The sequence below is a fragment of the Stenotrophomonas sp. SMYL89 genome, assembly GCF_036319985.1.
In the GTDB taxonomy this organism is placed as follows: Bacteria; Pseudomonadota; Gammaproteobacteria; order Xanthomonadales; family Xanthomonadaceae; genus Stenotrophomonas; species Stenotrophomonas maltophilia_Q.
On sequence record NZ_JAWIRW010000009.1, the window covers coordinates 134,666 to 149,609 of the forward strand.

Annotated in this window: 15 protein-coding genes; 7 read left to right on the plus strand and 8 right to left on the minus strand. The window is 67.4% G+C overall.

Going from position 1 to position 14,944, the window contains the following annotated elements; translation table 11 throughout:
* Positions 1–55: 55 nt before the first annotated feature.
* The 6 genes from V3B41_RS13290 to V3B41_RS13315 form a co-directional block, all read right to left on the minus strand.
* Positions 56–394, minus strand: a complete 339-nt coding sequence (locus V3B41_RS13290; protein WP_224329410.1) for an MGMT family protein — start codon at positions 392–394, stop codon at positions 56–58.
* Positions 391–1,311 (minus strand): DMT family transporter, encoded by a 921-nt coding sequence (locus tag V3B41_RS13295; RefSeq protein ID WP_049430127.1) that lies wholly within the window; start codon positions 1,309–1,311, stop codon positions 391–393. The genes V3B41_RS13290 and V3B41_RS13295 overlap by 4 nt, the downstream gene beginning before the upstream one ends.
* A gap of 159 nt (positions 1,312–1,470) precedes the next feature.
* Complete coding sequence (gene gorA / locus V3B41_RS13300) at positions 1,471–2,829, minus strand: glutathione-disulfide reductase (protein WP_329861359.1); 1,359 nt, start codon at positions 2,827–2,829, stop codon at positions 1,471–1,473.
* A complete protein-coding gene (locus V3B41_RS13305) occupies positions 2,826–4,076 on the minus strand; it encodes an FAD-dependent oxidoreductase (protein ID WP_049430115.1) in 1,251 nt (416 codons plus the stop codon). The genes gorA and V3B41_RS13305 overlap by 4 nt, the downstream gene beginning before the upstream one ends.
* Before the next feature lie 3 nt (positions 4,077–4,079).
* Positions 4,080–5,324: a DUF418 domain-containing protein gene (locus V3B41_RS13310; protein WP_049430113.1), complete on the minus strand. Its 1,245-nt coding sequence runs from the start codon at positions 5,322–5,324 to the stop codon at positions 4,080–4,082.
* 99 nt (positions 5,325–5,423) lie between these two features.
* Complete coding sequence (locus tag V3B41_RS13315) at positions 5,424–5,906, minus strand: peptidylprolyl isomerase (protein WP_049430126.1); 483 nt, start codon at positions 5,904–5,906, stop codon at positions 5,424–5,426.
* A gap of 111 nt (positions 5,907–6,017) precedes the next feature.
* On the opposite strand from V3B41_RS13315, the gene V3B41_RS13320 reads away from it, so the two are divergent.
* Both V3B41_RS13320 and V3B41_RS13325 read left to right on the plus strand, forming a co-directional pair.
* The gene (locus V3B41_RS13320; protein WP_049430125.1) at positions 6,018–6,557 is read left to right on the plus strand and encodes a C40 family peptidase; all 540 of its coding nucleotides are present in this window, start codon (positions 6,018–6,020) and stop codon (positions 6,555–6,557) included.
* A 131-nt stretch (positions 6,558–6,688) separates the two neighbouring features.
* Positions 6,689–7,462, plus strand: a complete 774-nt coding sequence (locus tag V3B41_RS13325; RefSeq protein ID WP_053091939.1) for a C40 family peptidase — start codon at positions 6,689–6,691, stop codon at positions 7,460–7,462.
* 224 nt (positions 7,463–7,686) lie between these two features.
* Here the strand turns inward: V3B41_RS13325 and V3B41_RS13330 are convergent, their stop codons facing one another.
* Positions 7,687–9,021 (minus strand): dicarboxylate/amino acid:cation symporter, encoded by a 1,335-nt coding sequence (locus V3B41_RS13330; protein ID WP_049430111.1) that lies wholly within the window; start codon positions 9,019–9,021, stop codon positions 7,687–7,689.
* A gap of 153 nt (positions 9,022–9,174) precedes the next feature.
* On the opposite strand from V3B41_RS13330, the gene V3B41_RS13335 reads away from it, so the two are divergent.
* The 5 genes from V3B41_RS13335 to V3B41_RS13355 all read left to right on the plus strand — a co-directional run bounded on the left by V3B41_RS13335 (position 9,175) and on the right by V3B41_RS13355 (position 14,423).
* Positions 9,175–10,881, plus strand: a complete 1,707-nt coding sequence (locus tag V3B41_RS13335) for an alkaline phosphatase (RefSeq protein WP_329861363.1) — start codon at positions 9,175–9,177, stop codon at positions 10,879–10,881.
* Positions 10,878–11,423 (plus strand): WG repeat-containing protein, encoded by a 546-nt coding sequence (locus tag V3B41_RS13340; protein ID WP_197633351.1) that lies wholly within the window; start codon positions 10,878–10,880, stop codon positions 11,421–11,423. Before V3B41_RS13335 ends, V3B41_RS13340 begins: the two co-directional genes overlap by 4 nt.
* 548 nt (positions 11,424–11,971) lie before the next feature.
* Complete coding sequence (gene tilS, locus V3B41_RS13345) at positions 11,972–13,258, plus strand: tRNA lysidine(34) synthetase TilS (protein WP_329861365.1); 1,287 nt, start codon at positions 11,972–11,974, stop codon at positions 13,256–13,258.
* A gap of 36 nt (positions 13,259–13,294) precedes the next feature.
* Entirely contained in the window at positions 13,295–13,555 is a 261-nt protein-coding gene (locus tag V3B41_RS13350; protein ID WP_197633651.1) for an exodeoxyribonuclease VII small subunit, read from the plus strand.
* On the plus strand, positions 13,545–14,423 hold the full coding sequence (locus V3B41_RS13355) for a farnesyl diphosphate synthase (RefSeq protein ID WP_049428319.1): 879 nt from the start codon (positions 13,545–13,547) through the stop codon (positions 14,421–14,423). The genes V3B41_RS13350 and V3B41_RS13355 overlap by 11 nt, the downstream gene beginning before the upstream one ends.
* 81 nt (positions 14,424–14,504) lie before the next feature.
* Here the strand turns inward: V3B41_RS13355 and V3B41_RS13360 are convergent, their stop codons facing one another.
* Positions 14,505–14,876: a DUF4870 domain-containing protein gene (locus tag V3B41_RS13360; RefSeq protein WP_049428316.1), complete on the minus strand. Its 372-nt coding sequence runs from the start codon at positions 14,874–14,876 to the stop codon at positions 14,505–14,507.
* Positions 14,877–14,944: the final 68 nt, after the last annotated feature.

Here is a 14,944-nt window from a genome sequence, read left to right on the forward strand (position 1 = left end):
GCACCGTGTCTTGTTGGCGACCCGCAGGCGTGGCCTGTTCAGTCGCCAGCGGTGCTCAGCCCGGGCCCCACACGGCAGCATCCAGCGCCGCGGCTGGATCGGTGGCCGGCATCCGCACCCGGCCGTTCTCCACCACCACGCCCTCGGCGCGCAGCCGCTGTGACTGCTCGCGCCAGCCGGCCGACCCTTCTTCCATGGCAATTCGCCCATCCGAACGCAGCACGCGATGCCAGGGCAGGTCGGGATCGTCGTTCTGGCCGAGGATGCGTGCGGTCAAGCGCGCACGCCCCGGCAGGCCGGCACGCATCGCCACCTGGCCATAGCCCATCACCTGCCCCGCCGGGATCGCGCGGATCACCGCCAGGATGCGCGCACGCGCCTGCTCCGGCGTCAGCGCCGCAGGCGGGTCACCAGCAGTACGCCGATCAGCACCAGCACGGTGCCGGCGATCTGCGCCGGCCCCATCGGTTCGTCGAGCAGCCATAGGCTCATCACGATGGTGGAAACAGGGCCCAGCATACCGACCTGCGCGGCCAGCGACGAACCCACGCGCTGCACCGCCAGCATGATCGCCAGTACCGGCAGCACCGTGCACACGGTGGCATTGACCAGCGACAGCCACTGCACTGGCGCCGGCGCCTGCCACAGCAGCGGCAGTGGATGGGTCACCGCGAAGTGCAGCAGCACCAGCACGCTGGCCACGCAGCTGGCGTAGGCGGTCAGGCGTACCGCACCGATGCGCGCGACCACCTGCCCACTGCCGAACAGGTACAGCGCGTAGCTGAGCGCACTGCCCAGCACCAGCAGGCTGCCGACGATGATCTGCCCGCCCTCGCGCTGCAGGTCATGCCCGAAGGCCAGCAGCACGCCCAGATAGCTCAGCACCAACGCACCGATCTGCCAGCGTCCGGGCCGCTGGCGCGCCAGCAGCACATTGATCAGCAGCACCAGGGTAGGGTTCAAGTAAAGGATCAGCCGTTCAAGGGTCACGCTGATGTACTGCAAGCCCTGGAAATCGAGAAGGCTGGACAGGTAGTAGCCGGTGAAGCCCAGCCACAGCACGCGGGCGCGGTCGGCCCAGGACAGCGGCGTGGCCCGGCGCGCGGCCCACAGTGCCATCAGTACGAACAGCGGCAGCGCCATCAGCATGCGCAGCGCGAGCAGCGTGGTGGCATCGACGCCATGACGCAGGCCGAGCTTGACGATGATCGCCTTGCCGGAGGCGGTGATGGCACCGATCGCGGCCAGGCCGATTCCACTCAGCGCGATGCGGGGGGAAGCGGTTGCGATACGGGAAGTGGGGCTGGACATCAGGACGACGGCGGGCCGCATAGGGCGGCCCGGAAAGGCGTGGGGGCCGTCATTGTCGCATGGAGGCGCCCGGTGCCCTGTAGAGCCGAGCCTGCGCTCGGCTGCACCATGTCTGCACGGAATGCAGCCGAGCATAGGCTCGGCTCTACAACTGCGGGCTCAGCGCATCAGCACCACTTCCTCGGCCGAGGTCGGGTGGATCGCCACGGTATCGTCGAACTGGGCCTTGGTCGCGCCCATCTTCACCGCCACCGCGAAGCCCTGCAGGATCTCGTCGGCCGCTTCACCCAGCAGATGGATGCCTACCACCCGCTCTTCCGGGCCCACGCAGACCATCTTGAACAGGCTGCGCTGGGTACCGTTGGCAAGCGCCTGCAGCATCGGGCGGAAGCGGCTGTGGTACACGCTCACCTGGTCGAAACGGGCGCGTGCTTCTTCCTCGCTCATGCCCACCGCGCCCAGTGGCGGGTGCGAGAACACCACGCTGGCCACGTTCTCATAATCCATCTTCGACTGCGGGCGGCCGCCGAACAGGCGGTCCATCAGGCGCCGCGATGCGGCCACCGCCACCGGGGTCAGGCCGACTTTGCCGGCGATGTCGCCGACCGCATGCACGCTCGGCACGCTGGTGGTCTGCCATTCGTCCACCTCCACCTGCTGGTGCTCGCCGATGCCGATGCCCAGCGCTTCCAGGCCCAGGTCACGACTGTTGCCGCGCCGGCCGGTGGCGAAGAACACTGCATCAAACACGGTGTCGAGCGGGCCGTCATGGCCGAACGCACGCACGCGTTCGCCCTCGCGCTGCAGTTCGCGCAGGCGGTAGTCGAAATGGATGCGCACGCCCTGCTGTTTCAGGTTCTCGGCCAGCTGGTCGGTCAGCTCGTAATCGAAGCGTTCCAGCAAGCGCTTTCCGCGCACCAGCAGGCTCACCCTGCTGCCCAGCGCCTGCAGCAGGCCGGCCAGTTCCACTGCAATGTAGCCACCGCCGATGATCGCGACCTCGGCCGGTGCCGCGCGCAGATCGAAGAAGTCATCGGAAACCAGGCCCAGTTCGGCACCGGGAACATCCGGGCGCAGCGGGTGCGCGCCGGTGGCGATCAGGATGTGTTCGGCGCTGTAACGCACGCCATCGCTGCAGGCGACGGTATGCGCATCGAGCAGATGGCCGCGCGCCGGAATGCGCACCACGCCGGTTTCATCCAGGCGCATGTGGTAGCTGGTGTGGATGTTGCTGATGTAGGCCTGGCGATGGATCACCAGCTCCTTCCACGACAACGACGGGCGTGCCTCGACATCGAAGCCCATCGCATTGGCCAGGCCGATGCGCTCGTGCAGGTCGGCCGCCAGCCACATCGCCTTCTTCGGCACGCAGCCAACGTTGACACAGGTACCGCCCAGCTCGCCGGGCTCCAGCATCGCCACGCGCTTGCCATGCTGCGCCGCGCGGATCGCACCGGCCAGGCCGGCGGAGCCACCGCCAAGGACGATCAGGTCGTAATCATAGGGTGCAGTGCTCATCGGAATCGCTCGGGTCGGTAAGGGGCAGGATCGATCGCTGGTGTGCGGCCGCAGACGAGATCGGCAATCAGCTGGCCGGTGCCGGCGCTCATGCTGATGCCGAGCATGCCATGCCCCGCCGCAAGCCAGACGTGAGGATGCGCGGGTGCGCGGCCGATCAACGGCACGTCGTCCACGCTCATGGGGCGCCACCCGCACCACTGCTCCTGCAGCTGCGCACCGCGTGGCGCGCGCAGGTAGTGGTCGGCGGCCTGCTGCAAAGCCTGCAGGCGGGCCGTGCGCAGCTGCGGATCGGCACCGGCGAATTCCATGGTGCCGCCCAGCCGCAGCGCTTCGCGCCAGGCGATCACGAACACGGAATGGTCTTTCAGCACCACCGGACGCTGTGGCACCTGCGCCGGTCGCGACCAGGTCAGCGAGTAGCCTTTGCCGGGCTGGATCGGCACGCGCAGATCCAGTTGCCGTGCCCAGTCGCGCGACCACGGGCCGGTGGCCAGCACCAGCTCACGTGCCCGCAGGGCCTGCCCACCGACCTGCACGCGTACCCCGTGTGCATCGTCGCTGAAGCCCTGCACGTCCTTCTGCTCGTCGATCACCACGCCCTGCGCGCGCAGTACACGTGCCAGCTCCGCGGTGTAGCGGTCCGGCCGCAGCTGCGCATCACCGGGAAAGTGGATCGCGCCGGCCAGGCGGTCGTGGAAGGCCGGATTGGCACGTGCGTAGCCGGCCCCGTCGATGCAGGCCGTGGCGATACCCTGCCTGTTCAGTGCTTCGCACTCGGCCGCGTAGTGGTCGAAGTTGCGCGCATCGCCGAACACATAGTCCAGCCCGCGCGTATCGAACTCGCACTCCAGTGCATGCGCCTGCACCCAATCGGCCAGGCGCAGCCGCGAGTCGTTCAGCAATGCACCCCGTGCCCGCGTGGATTGCAGCCAGTCACGCGTGTTGCAGCGTGCACCGAACTGCAGCAACCAGCGCCACAGCACCGGATCCAGGCGGGTGCGCACATACAGCGGCGCACGCGGATCGAGCATCCAGCGCAATGCGCGCAGTGGCACGCCAGGCGCAGCCAGTGGAGGTGCATGGCTGGGAGTAACGGTGCCGCAGTTGCCGTGCGAGGTTGCCGCACCAATGCGGCCACGATCGATCACACGCACCTGCCGCCCCTGCGCACGCAGTGCGAGCGCGGCGGCCAGACCGATGGCACCGGCGCCCACCACGATCACATCCTCGCGCGCGCCCAGCATCGATCAGCCCTGCCCGGCTCCGCGCCGCATCGGCGGCCACTGCCGGTAGGTCATCGCGCGCCACAGCCATTCCATCGGCCCAAAGCGGAAGTGGCGCAGCCAAGCGTGCGAGATGCCCAGCTGCACGGTGAACAGCAGCAGCGCGAACAGCAGCTGCACGCTGCGTGGCATCATTTCGAACGCGCCCAGGCCGTAGTGATAGAACAACCAGGTGCACAGCAGGGACTGGCCGAGGTAATGGGTCAACGCCATGCGCCCGACCGGCGCCAGCCAGCCCAGCCGCGCGCGCCAGTGCACGATCCAGGCCAGGTAGCCCAGGCACATCGGCAGGCCGCCGATCGTCACCAGCGCCATCGCCGCCGTCACCGGCAGATCGTAGGCGCCCGGCGCCAGATACGGTTTCCAGGCAACACCCAGCAGCGTGACCAGCAGGCCGAGGGGCAGCGCCACCCAACGCAACACCGCGTACAACCGCGGGAAGCGCTCCGGTGTGGCCAACGCGCCGCTGCCGGCAAACCAGCTGCCGATCAGGAACATGCCAAGCACCTCCGGACCGGTGATCAGCAGCGCCCCCATCGACGCGCCGAACTCATTCACCCGCTGGACGGTGGCCTGCATCCAGCTGCCGTGCCCGTACACCTGGCGCTGCAGATCGATGCCCTGCTGCGCCTCGGTGAGCATTTCCCGCACCTCGTCCGCAGAGGCCATCGACACCATCGCGCCGACCAGCAGCATCATCGCCACGCCGCCGAGGTAGACCGTCGCGCCCATCCACGGCAGCCAGCTGCGCGGCGCCTCCCGGCAGGCCAGCAGCGGCAGCGAGATCAGCGCGTACAGCACCAGGATGTCGCCCGACCAGACCAGCACTGCATGGCACAGGCCGATCAGCAGCAGACCGGCACTGCGACGCAGGTAGAACGGGGTGAAATCACGCGCAGCCAGCTCGGCGCGTTGCGCCATCACCGCAAAGCCGGCGCCGAACAACAGCGAGAACAGCGTGAAGAACTTGCCCTGCACGAACACATAGACAAAGGCATCGGCCCAGTAGTCAATGCCATGCCAGTGCACGTCGATGCCGGTGAACGCCAGGTCCAGCGGCCCGCTGAAGGCCTCGATGTTCATCAGCAGGATGCCCAGCAGCGCGGCACCGCGCAGCACGTCCAGCACGGCGATGCGTTCGCCGGAGGCCATCGGCTGCAGGGAAGGAGAAGCGGCGTTCACGGGGCATCCGTCGGGCAGGTCCGTCATTATGCCGTCGGCCCGCACGCCGTGGATGGGCGCGCCGTGTTCCAGAAACGCAACGGCCCGCCGAAGCGGGCCGTTGCTGACATCACGATCGCGCTGCGATCAGTGGTGGTGACCACCGTCGCCGTGGACGTGGCCGTGATCGATCTCTTCCTGGCCGGCTTCGCGCACATCGACGATTTCCACGTCGAAGTGCAGGTCCTTGCCAGCCATCGGGTGGTTCAGGTCAACGTCGACGACGCTCATGCCGACCTTCTGCACGGTCACCGCACGCGGGCCGAAGTTGGTCTGCAGCACGACCTGCTGGCCCGGAGCCAGCCTGGTGTTGCCGAAGTGCTTCTTCGGCACGCGCTGGGACAGGCCCTCACGGCGCTCGCCGTAGGCGTCGGCAGCATTGACATCGACGCTGAAGGTCGCGCCGGCTTCCTTGTCCATCATGGCGTTTTCCAGGCCCGGGATGATGTTGCCGTGGCCGATCAGGATCGCCAGCGGCTCGCCGCGGTCCTTGGACGATTCGATCGGCTCCTGGCCGACTTCGGAAACGGTGTAGTGGAAGCGGACAACGCGGTCTTTTTCGATCTTCATGCGCAACTCTGTCTGGATCTGCCGGAGGCAGGCGGGTTGGGGCGGGTTGTCGCCCGGCGGGGACGCCGCCATCATGACGGCCAATCCAAGGTGGCGCATTATCCGGAGATCATGCACATCACGCCAGTTTCGTCCGGCCTCCGCCGGCTTCTCGCCCCGGCCCTGCTGCTGGCCCTGCCCCTGCTGATGACCGCCTGCGGCGGTGGCAAGGCCACCCGACCTGCACCTCCCCCGCCTACGGCGAACTGGCCGAAGACCGTGCCGGACAACCCGGAGGCGGCCAACTCGGTGCTGATGCGCGCCATCAGCCTGGTCGGCACCCCCTACCGCTATGGCGGCAACACCCCCGATTCGGGCTTCGACTGCAGCGGCCTGGTCGCCTATGTCTACCGCGAGATGCTGGACCTGAAGCTGCCACGTACTTCGCGCGATCTCGCGGCGGTACAGGGCCCGAAGATCGATCCGCAGCGCCTGGCCACCGGCGATCTGGTGTTCTTCGGCAGCCGCGGCAGCGTCACCCACGTTGGCATTTATGTAGGTGAAGGGCGTTTCGTGCACGCGCCGAGTACCGGTGGCACCGTGCGGCTGGACTCGCTCAGCGGTCCCTACTGGAAGGACCACTACACAGGCGCGAAACGTGTCCTTCGCTAAGATGAACAGGCGATATGTTCAAAACTGTGACGCACATCACCTTGAAACTAACGGATTACTAACGGAATTTTTAACTTATCCGCGCTTTTACAGGGCATGATGCCCCATCGTTTTTTTCCTGTGACCGACGCGTGACGACTGACGACCTGAAAAGCGAAGGCCAGACTTCCGTATCTTCACGCAGTGCCCGCCCGTTGTTGCTTGGCCTGGCACTGTGTCTGACCAGCCTCCCGGCCTGGTCGCAGACTGCTCCGAACCGTTCCGATGCAACCCCGGCCCCGGTGGCCGAGAGTACCGCCCGACCGGCCGCCAAGGCCGAGGCTGCCGCTCCGCAGCGCAGCCGCGTCGACGCCGCCGCCAGCGCTACCCTGGCCGCCCTGCTGCCGCACCTGGCCGCCAACGACACCATTCCGCTGATGGACCGCTCGGCCGTGGTGGCCGGTGACCTCAGCCGCCTCCTCGCCAACTACGACACCAGCAGCGCTGCCAATGGCAGCGTTGTCGGCACCGCGGCCGACAACGGCAAGGTGCAGTCGCTGCTGCGCCGTGCAATGACGCTGCTGGGCACCCCGTACCGTTGGGGTGGCAGCAACCCGGACAGCGGCTTCGACTGCAGTGGCCTGGTCGGTTACGTGTTCCGCTCGGCCCTGGGTATCGAGCTGCCGCGCGTCTCGCGCGAAATGGCGCACGACGACAACGCCGAACTGATCAACGACCGCACCGCGCTGGCCGCTGGTGACCTGGTGTTCTTCGGCCGCAAGGGCCGCGTCGACCACGTGGGCATCTATGTGGGCGATGGCCGCTTCCTGCACGCACCGAGCTCCGGCAAGGACGTCCGCGTGGACACCCTGCTCAGTGGCTACTGGGGCAACAAGTTCATGCAGGCCCGCCGGGTCGACCTCTGACCGGTTGGCGCCACCGAGCCGCCTGATGCGAGAAGCCGCTGCCCTGCAGCGGCTTTTTTGTTTGCGCCCCCGGTAGGTGCCGACCTTGGTCGGCACAGCGACATATGCCCTGGTGGGTGCCGACCTTGGTCGGCACCGCCACCATCCTCGCGTGGCGTGGATCTACCGGAACAAAACAAAAGGCCCGCCGGTCAGGGCGGGCCTTCCATCACCACCACGCAACCTCAGCCGCGTGGCGGTGTCGGGTCGGGATCATCCACGCCCACGTTGCTGGACGGGTTGTCATACACCGCCTGGTCGAGCAGCCCGGTCTCCTTGGCCACGATCACCGGCACCAGCATCTGGCCCGTCACGTTCGTCATCGTGCGCATCATGTCCAGGATGCGGTCGATGGCATACAGGTAGCCGATCGTCTCCAGCGGCAGGTTGGCCGCGCTCAGCACCACCGTAGCCATGATCACCGCGGTACCTGGCACGCCGGCCGTACCGAAGCTGCCCAGCACCGAGGCGATCAGCACCACCACGTACTGTTCCGGGGTCAGCGGCACACCGCTGTACTGCGCGATGAACACCGCGCACAGCGCCGGATAGATCGCACCACAGCCGTCCATCTTGATGCTGGCGCCCAGCGGCACCGCGAACGAACCGTAGTCCTTGTTAACGCCCAGGTTGTGGGTGATCGAACGCAGCGCCACCGGCATCGCGGCGAAGCTGGACGAGCTGACGAAGGCCACCTGCATGCCCGGCGCCGCGCCGCGAAAGAACTTCAGCGGATTCAGACCATGCGCCAGCAGCAGTGCGCTGTAGACCACCACGATGTGCAGGGCACAGGCCACGTACAGGGCCAGCACGAAATGACCCAGCGGCAGCAGCTTCTCGAACCCGTAGCTGCCGACCAGACCGGCGATCAGCCCGAAGGTACCGATCGGGGTGACTTCCAGCACGAAGCGGGTCACCTGGATCATGATGTCGCTCATCTGGCCGACCAGCTTGCGCGCCTCGGTCACCTTCTCGCCCAGCTTGACGATGGCGAAACCGACCAGGCCAGCAAAGAAGATCACCGGCAGGATCGAGCCACGGCCGGCGGCCAGCACGGTTTCACCCGCGGCATTGACCTTGGTGCCGATGCCGGACAGCGCATAGAAGACATTGGCCGGCACCACGTCCAGCAATACCTGTACCACGCTGGGCACTTCGCGCGGCACATAGTTGCTGGCCATCGCCAACTGCAGGCCACCCGCGCCGGGCTGCAGCACCGTGCCTACGGCCAGGCCAACGCACACCGCCAGCGCGGCGGTGATCACGAACCACAGGAAGGTGCGGCCACTGAGCGCGGCGATCGACTTCTGGCCGTGCAGCGACGAGATCGCATTGATGACCGCGAAGAACACCAGCGGCACCGCGATCATCTTGATCAGGGTGACGTACAGCTCGCCGAGCGGGCCGAACCACGTTTCCGCGGCCGGGCCGAGCGCCCAGCCGGCCAGCGCGCCGAGCACGAAGCCACCGACCACGCGCTGCCAGAATGGAATCCGCAGCCAGGCAGAGACCAGCTTCATAGGCAATCCAGAGGGAAGGAAGGGATGCTGGCACGATAGCCCAACAACGGCTGGGGAACGACCGCCCGGCCGGCAAATCAGTGTGTCATCGGCGTGCCTTGCGAGGGCGGGCATAATGAACGTCCCGTTACAGTTTGTGAGATCCCAGCGTCCATGCGCCGTTCCGTCTCCCTGTTGGCCGCCTGCGCCACCACCCTGCTGCTGGGCGCCTGCGCCAGCACCGCACCCGCGTCCGCTCCGGCCGGCCTGAAGGTCGCCGTCGATCCCGTCGCCCACCCGGCCGGCGAGACACCGCAGTGGTGGTACCGCAGCGGCGCCGCCCAGGCCGCCGCCAACGGCGCGATGTCCGGCAAGGCCAGGAACGTCATCCTGTTCCTCGGTGACGGCATGAGCCTGACCACCGTGGCCGCCTCGCGCATCTACGAAGGCCAGCAGAAGGGCGGCTCCGGCGAAGAGAACCTGCTGTCCTGGGAGCGCTTCCCGGCCACGGCGTTCAGCAAGACCTACAACACCGATTCGCAGACCCCCGATTCGGCCGGCACCATGACCGCCATCACCACCGGCGTGAAGACCCACATGGGTGCGATCGGCGTCAGTGCCGGCAGCCGCACCGACTGTGCCGACAGCCTGTCCAAGGGCCTGCTGACGTGGCTGCAGTTGGCCGACAGCGCCGGCCTGGCTACCGGCGTGGTATCCACCGCGCGCCTGACCCATGCCACCCCGGCCGCCACCTATGCGCACTCGCCCGAGCGAAACTGGGAAAACGACACCGACCTGACCGACGCGGCCAAGGCGGCAGGCTGCAAGGACATCGCCCAGCAGCTGCTGTCGACCTCGCGCTATGGGCGTGGCCCGCTGGTTGCCCTTGGCGGCGGCCGTGGTGAGTTCACCACGGTGGAAGAACGCGATCCGGAATACGACGACAAGGTCGGCCAGCGCCTGGATGGCCGCAGCCTGGTGCAGGAATGGCAGCAGGCGCACCCGCAGGGTGCCTACGTGTGGAACAGCAAGCAGCTGGCCGCCGCCGCGGATGCCCCGGCCATCCTTGGCCTGTTCGAACCGGACCACATGCGCTACGAGTACGAGCGCCCGCAGGATCCTGGCGGCGAGCCGAGCCTGGCCGAACTGACCGCAGCAGCGATCAAGAATCTGTCGAAGCACCAGGAAGGGTACGTGCTGATGATCGAAGGCGCGCGCATCGACCACGCCAACCACAGCGGCAATGCCTACCGTGCACTGACCGAGACCGTGGCCCTGTCCGACGCGGTGCGCGTGGCCAACGAGCTGACCTCGGCCGACGACACCCTGATCATCGTCACCGCCGACCACTCGCACACGCTGAACTTCGTCGGCTACCCGGCACGCGGCAATCCGATCCTGGGCAAGGTGAAGGACAAGGGCGGCGAAGATGGTGCCGGCAAGCTGGACTACGCGCTGGACGGCACCGGCCAGCCCTACACCACGTTGAGCTACGCCAATGGCCCGGGCCATACCGGCAGCAGCAACCAGCAGCCGGCCGGCCCGAAGCGCTACCCGCACAACCCGAGCAGCTTCGAACCGGCCAACGGCCGCCCGAACCTGCGCGAGGTCGACACCGAGCATCCGGACTACATGCAGGAAGCACTGGTGCCGATGAAGTCCGAATCGCATGGTGGTGAAGACGTCGGCATCTGGGCGCGTGGCCCGGGCAGCAAGGCGATCCGCGGCACGCTGGAACAGAACGCGATCTACCACATGATCGTGCAGGCCACCCCGGCCCTGCGCGAGCGCCTGTGCCAGGCCGGCACCTGCGATGACAAGGGCGTACCGGTGCAGCTGCCGGCACCGACGGCCTTCGAACGCAAGGCCGAGGCCAAGTGATCGTGCCGCAGGCCCGCCCTGCCCCCGCCCGCGGCCGTTTCGCGCGGTCGCTGGCCCTGCTCGGCGCGCTGGCCAGTTCCAGCGCGCTGGCGCAGGCACCGGCCTGCAAGCTGCTGACCGACGAACACGGGTTGTGGCCGCTGCCCAACTGCGAGGTGGTCGATCACCGGCCGAAGATCAGCGCCGATACGCTGAAGGACCTGAACTACGACGACCACGGCCTGGCCGTGGTATATGCCGATCAGGGCTTCCACTACATCGACCGCAAGGGCCGCAGCCTGCCGGTGCTGACCTGGGACAACGGCCCGGAGACACCGGAGGAAGGCCTGCTGCGCGGGCGCGTCGGCAATCGCGTGGGCTACTTCGATCTGACATTCCGCCAGGTAGTGCCGGGCACCTTCGATTTCGCCTGGCCATTCCGCGATGGCGTGGCCGAGGTCTGCAACGGCTGCCGTCGCGGCACGCCGGATGGCGATGGCCACACGCCGATGGAAGGCGGCGAGTGGTTCCGGATCGACCGCTCGGGTCGTCGGGTGAAGTAGGGTTTTCGGCAGGGCTGCGCCCTGCACCTGCAGACGCAACGGCAACGGCCGAAGCAACAGCAACAGCGTGCATTCCGTGGGATGGCGGGGCACTGTGGGTTTGCGGGGACGCCGTAAACCCATCCATGGGGGCTTGGTCGCCGCATCCATGCGGCTCACACCCCGCAAACCCACAGTGCCCCACCTTCGACAGTTGGCTGGTGGCCAGTGGATCCACGCCATGCGTGGATGAAATCTGTCAGATATCGAATTGAATCCGGGGTCAGATCCGTTTTCCTGCGGAAAACGGATCTGACCCCAAGAGCAATTCCGACAGTTCGCAGGAAACTGTCGAAGGCGGGGTGGGTCCGGTTGCGGGAGTGTCCGCGGCATGGATGCCGCGGCCAAGCCCCCAAGGATGGGTTTACGGCGTCTCCCGCAACCGGACCCACCCCGCCATCCCTCAGCTGACCAGCTGTTGCTGTTGCTGTTGCTGTTGCTGTTGCTCTGGCTCGTAGCGGGTGCAGGGCGCAGCCCTGCCAAGTAAACCCCACCCTATACTTGCCGCCGTGACTGCCTTCCCCGCCCTCGTTCCGCTGGATGCGCCGCTGCTGGTGGGTTACAGCGGCGGTGTCGACTCCACCGTGCTGCTGCACTGGCTGTGGCGCTGCGCCCAGGCCTCCGGCACTCCGCTGCGTGCGATGCACGTACACCACGGTCTGCAGCCAGCCGCCGACGACTGGGTACGGCATTGCCAGCAGCAGTGCGCGGCCCTCGGTATCGAGCTGGCCGTGCACCACGTACAGGTCGACGACACCACAGGCCTGGGCCTCGAAGGCGCGGCGCGCCAGGCACGACGTGCCGCCTTCGCGGCCGAGCTGCGCGAAGGTGAAACGCTGGCACTGGCGCAGCACCAGGACGACCAGGCCGAGACCTTCCTGCTGCGCGCGCTGCGCGGTTCGGGCGTCGATGGCCTTGCAGCGATGTCCGCACGCAGCCGTCTTGGCGAACATCACCTGTGGCGACCACTGCTGTCGACGCCGCGCACCGCGCTGCTCGACTACGCCCAGCAGCACGCGCTGCAATGGATCGAAGACCCCAGCAACGCCGAAGACCACGCCGATCGCAACTTCCTGCGCCTGCAGGTGTTGCCGTTGCTGCGCCAGCGCTGGCCGCATGCGGCTGCAGCATTGGTGGGCAGCGCGACGCATTGCCGGCAGACCCGCGAAATGCTGGACGAGGAAGACGCCGAGCTGATCGCGCATCTGGAAGTGGCACCGCGCGTGCTGTCACTGGAACTGCTGCGCCAGATGTCGCCGCGCCGCGCAGCACGCGTGCTGCGCGCGTGGGTGCTGGGCCATGATGCGGCACCGTTGCCGGCCTCGGTGTTGCAGCAGGCGCTGGAGGAGCTGTTGCCGGCCGACATCGACCGCCAGGCGCGTGTGCGCTGGCAGGATCACGTGATCCAGCAATGGCGTGACCATGCCTACCTGCTGCCGGCCCGGCTGCCCTCGCTGCCCCTCGACTGGCAGGCCGCCTGGGATGGCCGAGCACCGCTGCCATTGCCCGACGGTGGCCAGCTGAGCCTGCTTGGCGCCAGCGCTTTCGAACAACCACTGCAGGTCCGTGCACGCGTGGGCGGTGAGCGCATCCTGCTGCCGGGTCGCCAGCATTCGCATGCGCTGAAGGACTGCCTGCAACGCGAACATCTTGCCCCCTGGCGACGCGCCCAGCTGCCGTTGATCTTCGATGGCCCGCAGTTGCTGGCCGCCGCCGACGTGGTCATCGCCGCGCCCTTGCAGGCCTGGTTGCAGGCCAACGAGGCACAGCTCCAGTGGCGTCCCGGCGGCTGGTGAATTGACCCCCGCGCGCGGCCCGTCCACACTTGCCGCATGGCCAAGAAGTCCCCTGAAAACGCCTCCCCGGTCGCCCAGTTCGAGCAGTCGCTCGAATCGCTGGAGCAGCTGGTGGAGCAGATGGAAACCGGCGAGCTGAGCCTGGAAGCGTCGCTCAGTGCTTACGAACGTGGCGTCGGTCTGTACCGCCAGTGCCAGCAGGCACTGGAGCAGGCCGAACTGCGTGTACGCCTGCTCAGCGATCCGGCGCAGCCGGAAGCCTCCGAGCCTTTCGATCCGCCCAGCAATGACGGCTGAGGTTCTGTTCGAGCGCTGGCGCGACCGTATCGAAAGCCAGCTCGACGCTGCCCTGCCCTCGCCTGCCGAAGCACCGCAGCGCCTGCACCAGGCCATGCGCTATTCGGTGCTGGGCGGTGGCAAGCGCATGCGCCCGCTGCTGGTGTATGCCAGCGGGCACCTGTTCGGCGCGCAGCCTGAAAGCCTGGACGCAGCGGCCATGTCCGTCGAGCTGATCCACGCCTATTCACTGGTGCATGACGACCTGCCGGCAATGGACGACGATGCCTTGCGCCGCGGCAAGCCGACCACCCACATCGCCTTCGACGAAGCCACCGCGATCCTGGCCGGCGACGCACTGCAGACCCGTGCCTTCGGCCTGCTGGCCGATGCGCCACTGCCCGCCACGCTGCGCGTGGCCTGCCTGCAGACCCTGGCCCACGCGTCCGGTGCCTCCGGCATGTGCGGCGGCCAGGCGCTGGACATCGATGCCACCGGCCAGCAGCAGACACTGGCAGCATTGACCCGCATGCATGCCCTGAAGACCGGTGCGTTGATCCGGGCGGCGGTACGCATGGGCGCGCTGTGCGGCCAGGCCCACGGACCGCAGCTGGCCCAGCTGGACAGCTTCGCCGATGCGCTTGGCCTGGCCTTCCAGGTGCGCGATGACATCCTCGATGTCGAAGCCAGTTCCGAACAGCTGGGCAAGACCGCCGGCAAGGACCAGGCACAGGACAAGAGCACCTTCCCCGCCCTGCTCGGCATGGACGGTGCGAAGGCGCAGCTGCAGGAACTGGCGGCACGCATGCAGGCCCTGCTGGCCGGGTATGGCGACGAGGCCGATGCGCTGCGCGCACTGGCGACGCTGGCGGTGGAACGCGATCACTGATCGCTGCACGCGGCCCGGCATTTCCCGCACACGAAAACGCCCGGCAATGCCGGGCGTTTTCAGTTCCGCGTGCGGACGATCTTACTTGATCAGGCGCAGCGCGAACGGGTAGCGGTAGGCTTCGCCGTTGTTGGCCTTGACCGCAGCGATGATGCTGAACACCAGGCTGATGATGCCGACGATCGGCGCCAGGATGCCGCCGATGATCACGATCATCAGGATCATGCTGATGATCATGGCGATGGTCACGGTGATCTGGAAGTTCAGGGCTTCCTTGGCCTGGTCGGTCACGAAGGCCTTGCCCGCGTCATCCTTGTTGATCAGCCAGATGATCAGCGCGCCGATGAAGCCGGTGAAGATGCCCAGCAGGTGCGCGGCCAGGGCCATGGTGCGCTGGTCGGCCGGGACGTCGGTGGTGGCCGGCGGCGGCGGGACGTTATCGAATTCACTCACGACAAAACTCCTTTTCATTGGGTGGTCTTGACCAACCAGCACCCAGCTGATTGCGTCAGGCGCGCATA

What these genes read in the sequence shown, in the direction of transcription:
- V3B41_RS13295 (WP_049430127.1), bottom strand. Translation starts at nt 1,311, where the DNA reads ATGTCCAGCCCCACTTCCCGTATCGCAACCGCTTCCCCCCGCATCGCG.
- gorA (WP_329861359.1), bottom strand. Translation starts at nt 2,829, where the DNA reads ATGAGCACTGCACCCTATGATTACGACCTGATCGTCCTTGGCGGTGGC.
- V3B41_RS13305 (WP_049430115.1), bottom strand. Translation starts at nt 4,076, where the DNA reads ATGCTGGGCGCGCGCGAGGATGTGATCGTGGTGGGCGCCGGTGCCATC.
- V3B41_RS13310 (WP_049430113.1), bottom strand. Translation starts at nt 5,324, where the DNA reads ATGACGGACCTGCCCGACGGATGCCCCGTGAACGCCGCTTCTCCTTCC.
- V3B41_RS13315 (WP_049430126.1), bottom strand. Translation starts at nt 5,906, where the DNA reads ATGAAGATCGAAAAAGACCGCGTTGTCCGCTTCCACTACACCGTTTCC.
- V3B41_RS13320 (WP_049430125.1), top strand. Translation starts at nt 6,018, where the DNA reads ATGCACATCACGCCAGTTTCGTCCGGCCTCCGCCGGCTTCTCGCCCCG.
- V3B41_RS13330 (WP_049430111.1), bottom strand. Translation starts at nt 9,021, where the DNA reads ATGAAGCTGGTCTCTGCCTGGCTGCGGATTCCATTCTGGCAGCGCGTG.
- V3B41_RS13335 (WP_329861363.1), top strand. Translation starts at nt 9,175, where the DNA reads ATGCGCCGTTCCGTCTCCCTGTTGGCCGCCTGCGCCACCACCCTGCTG.
- V3B41_RS13350 (WP_197633651.1), top strand. Translation starts at nt 13,295, where the DNA reads ATGGCCAAGAAGTCCCCTGAAAACGCCTCCCCGGTCGCCCAGTTCGAG.
- V3B41_RS13355 (WP_049428319.1), top strand. Translation starts at nt 13,545, where the DNA reads ATGACGGCTGAGGTTCTGTTCGAGCGCTGGCGCGACCGTATCGAAAGC.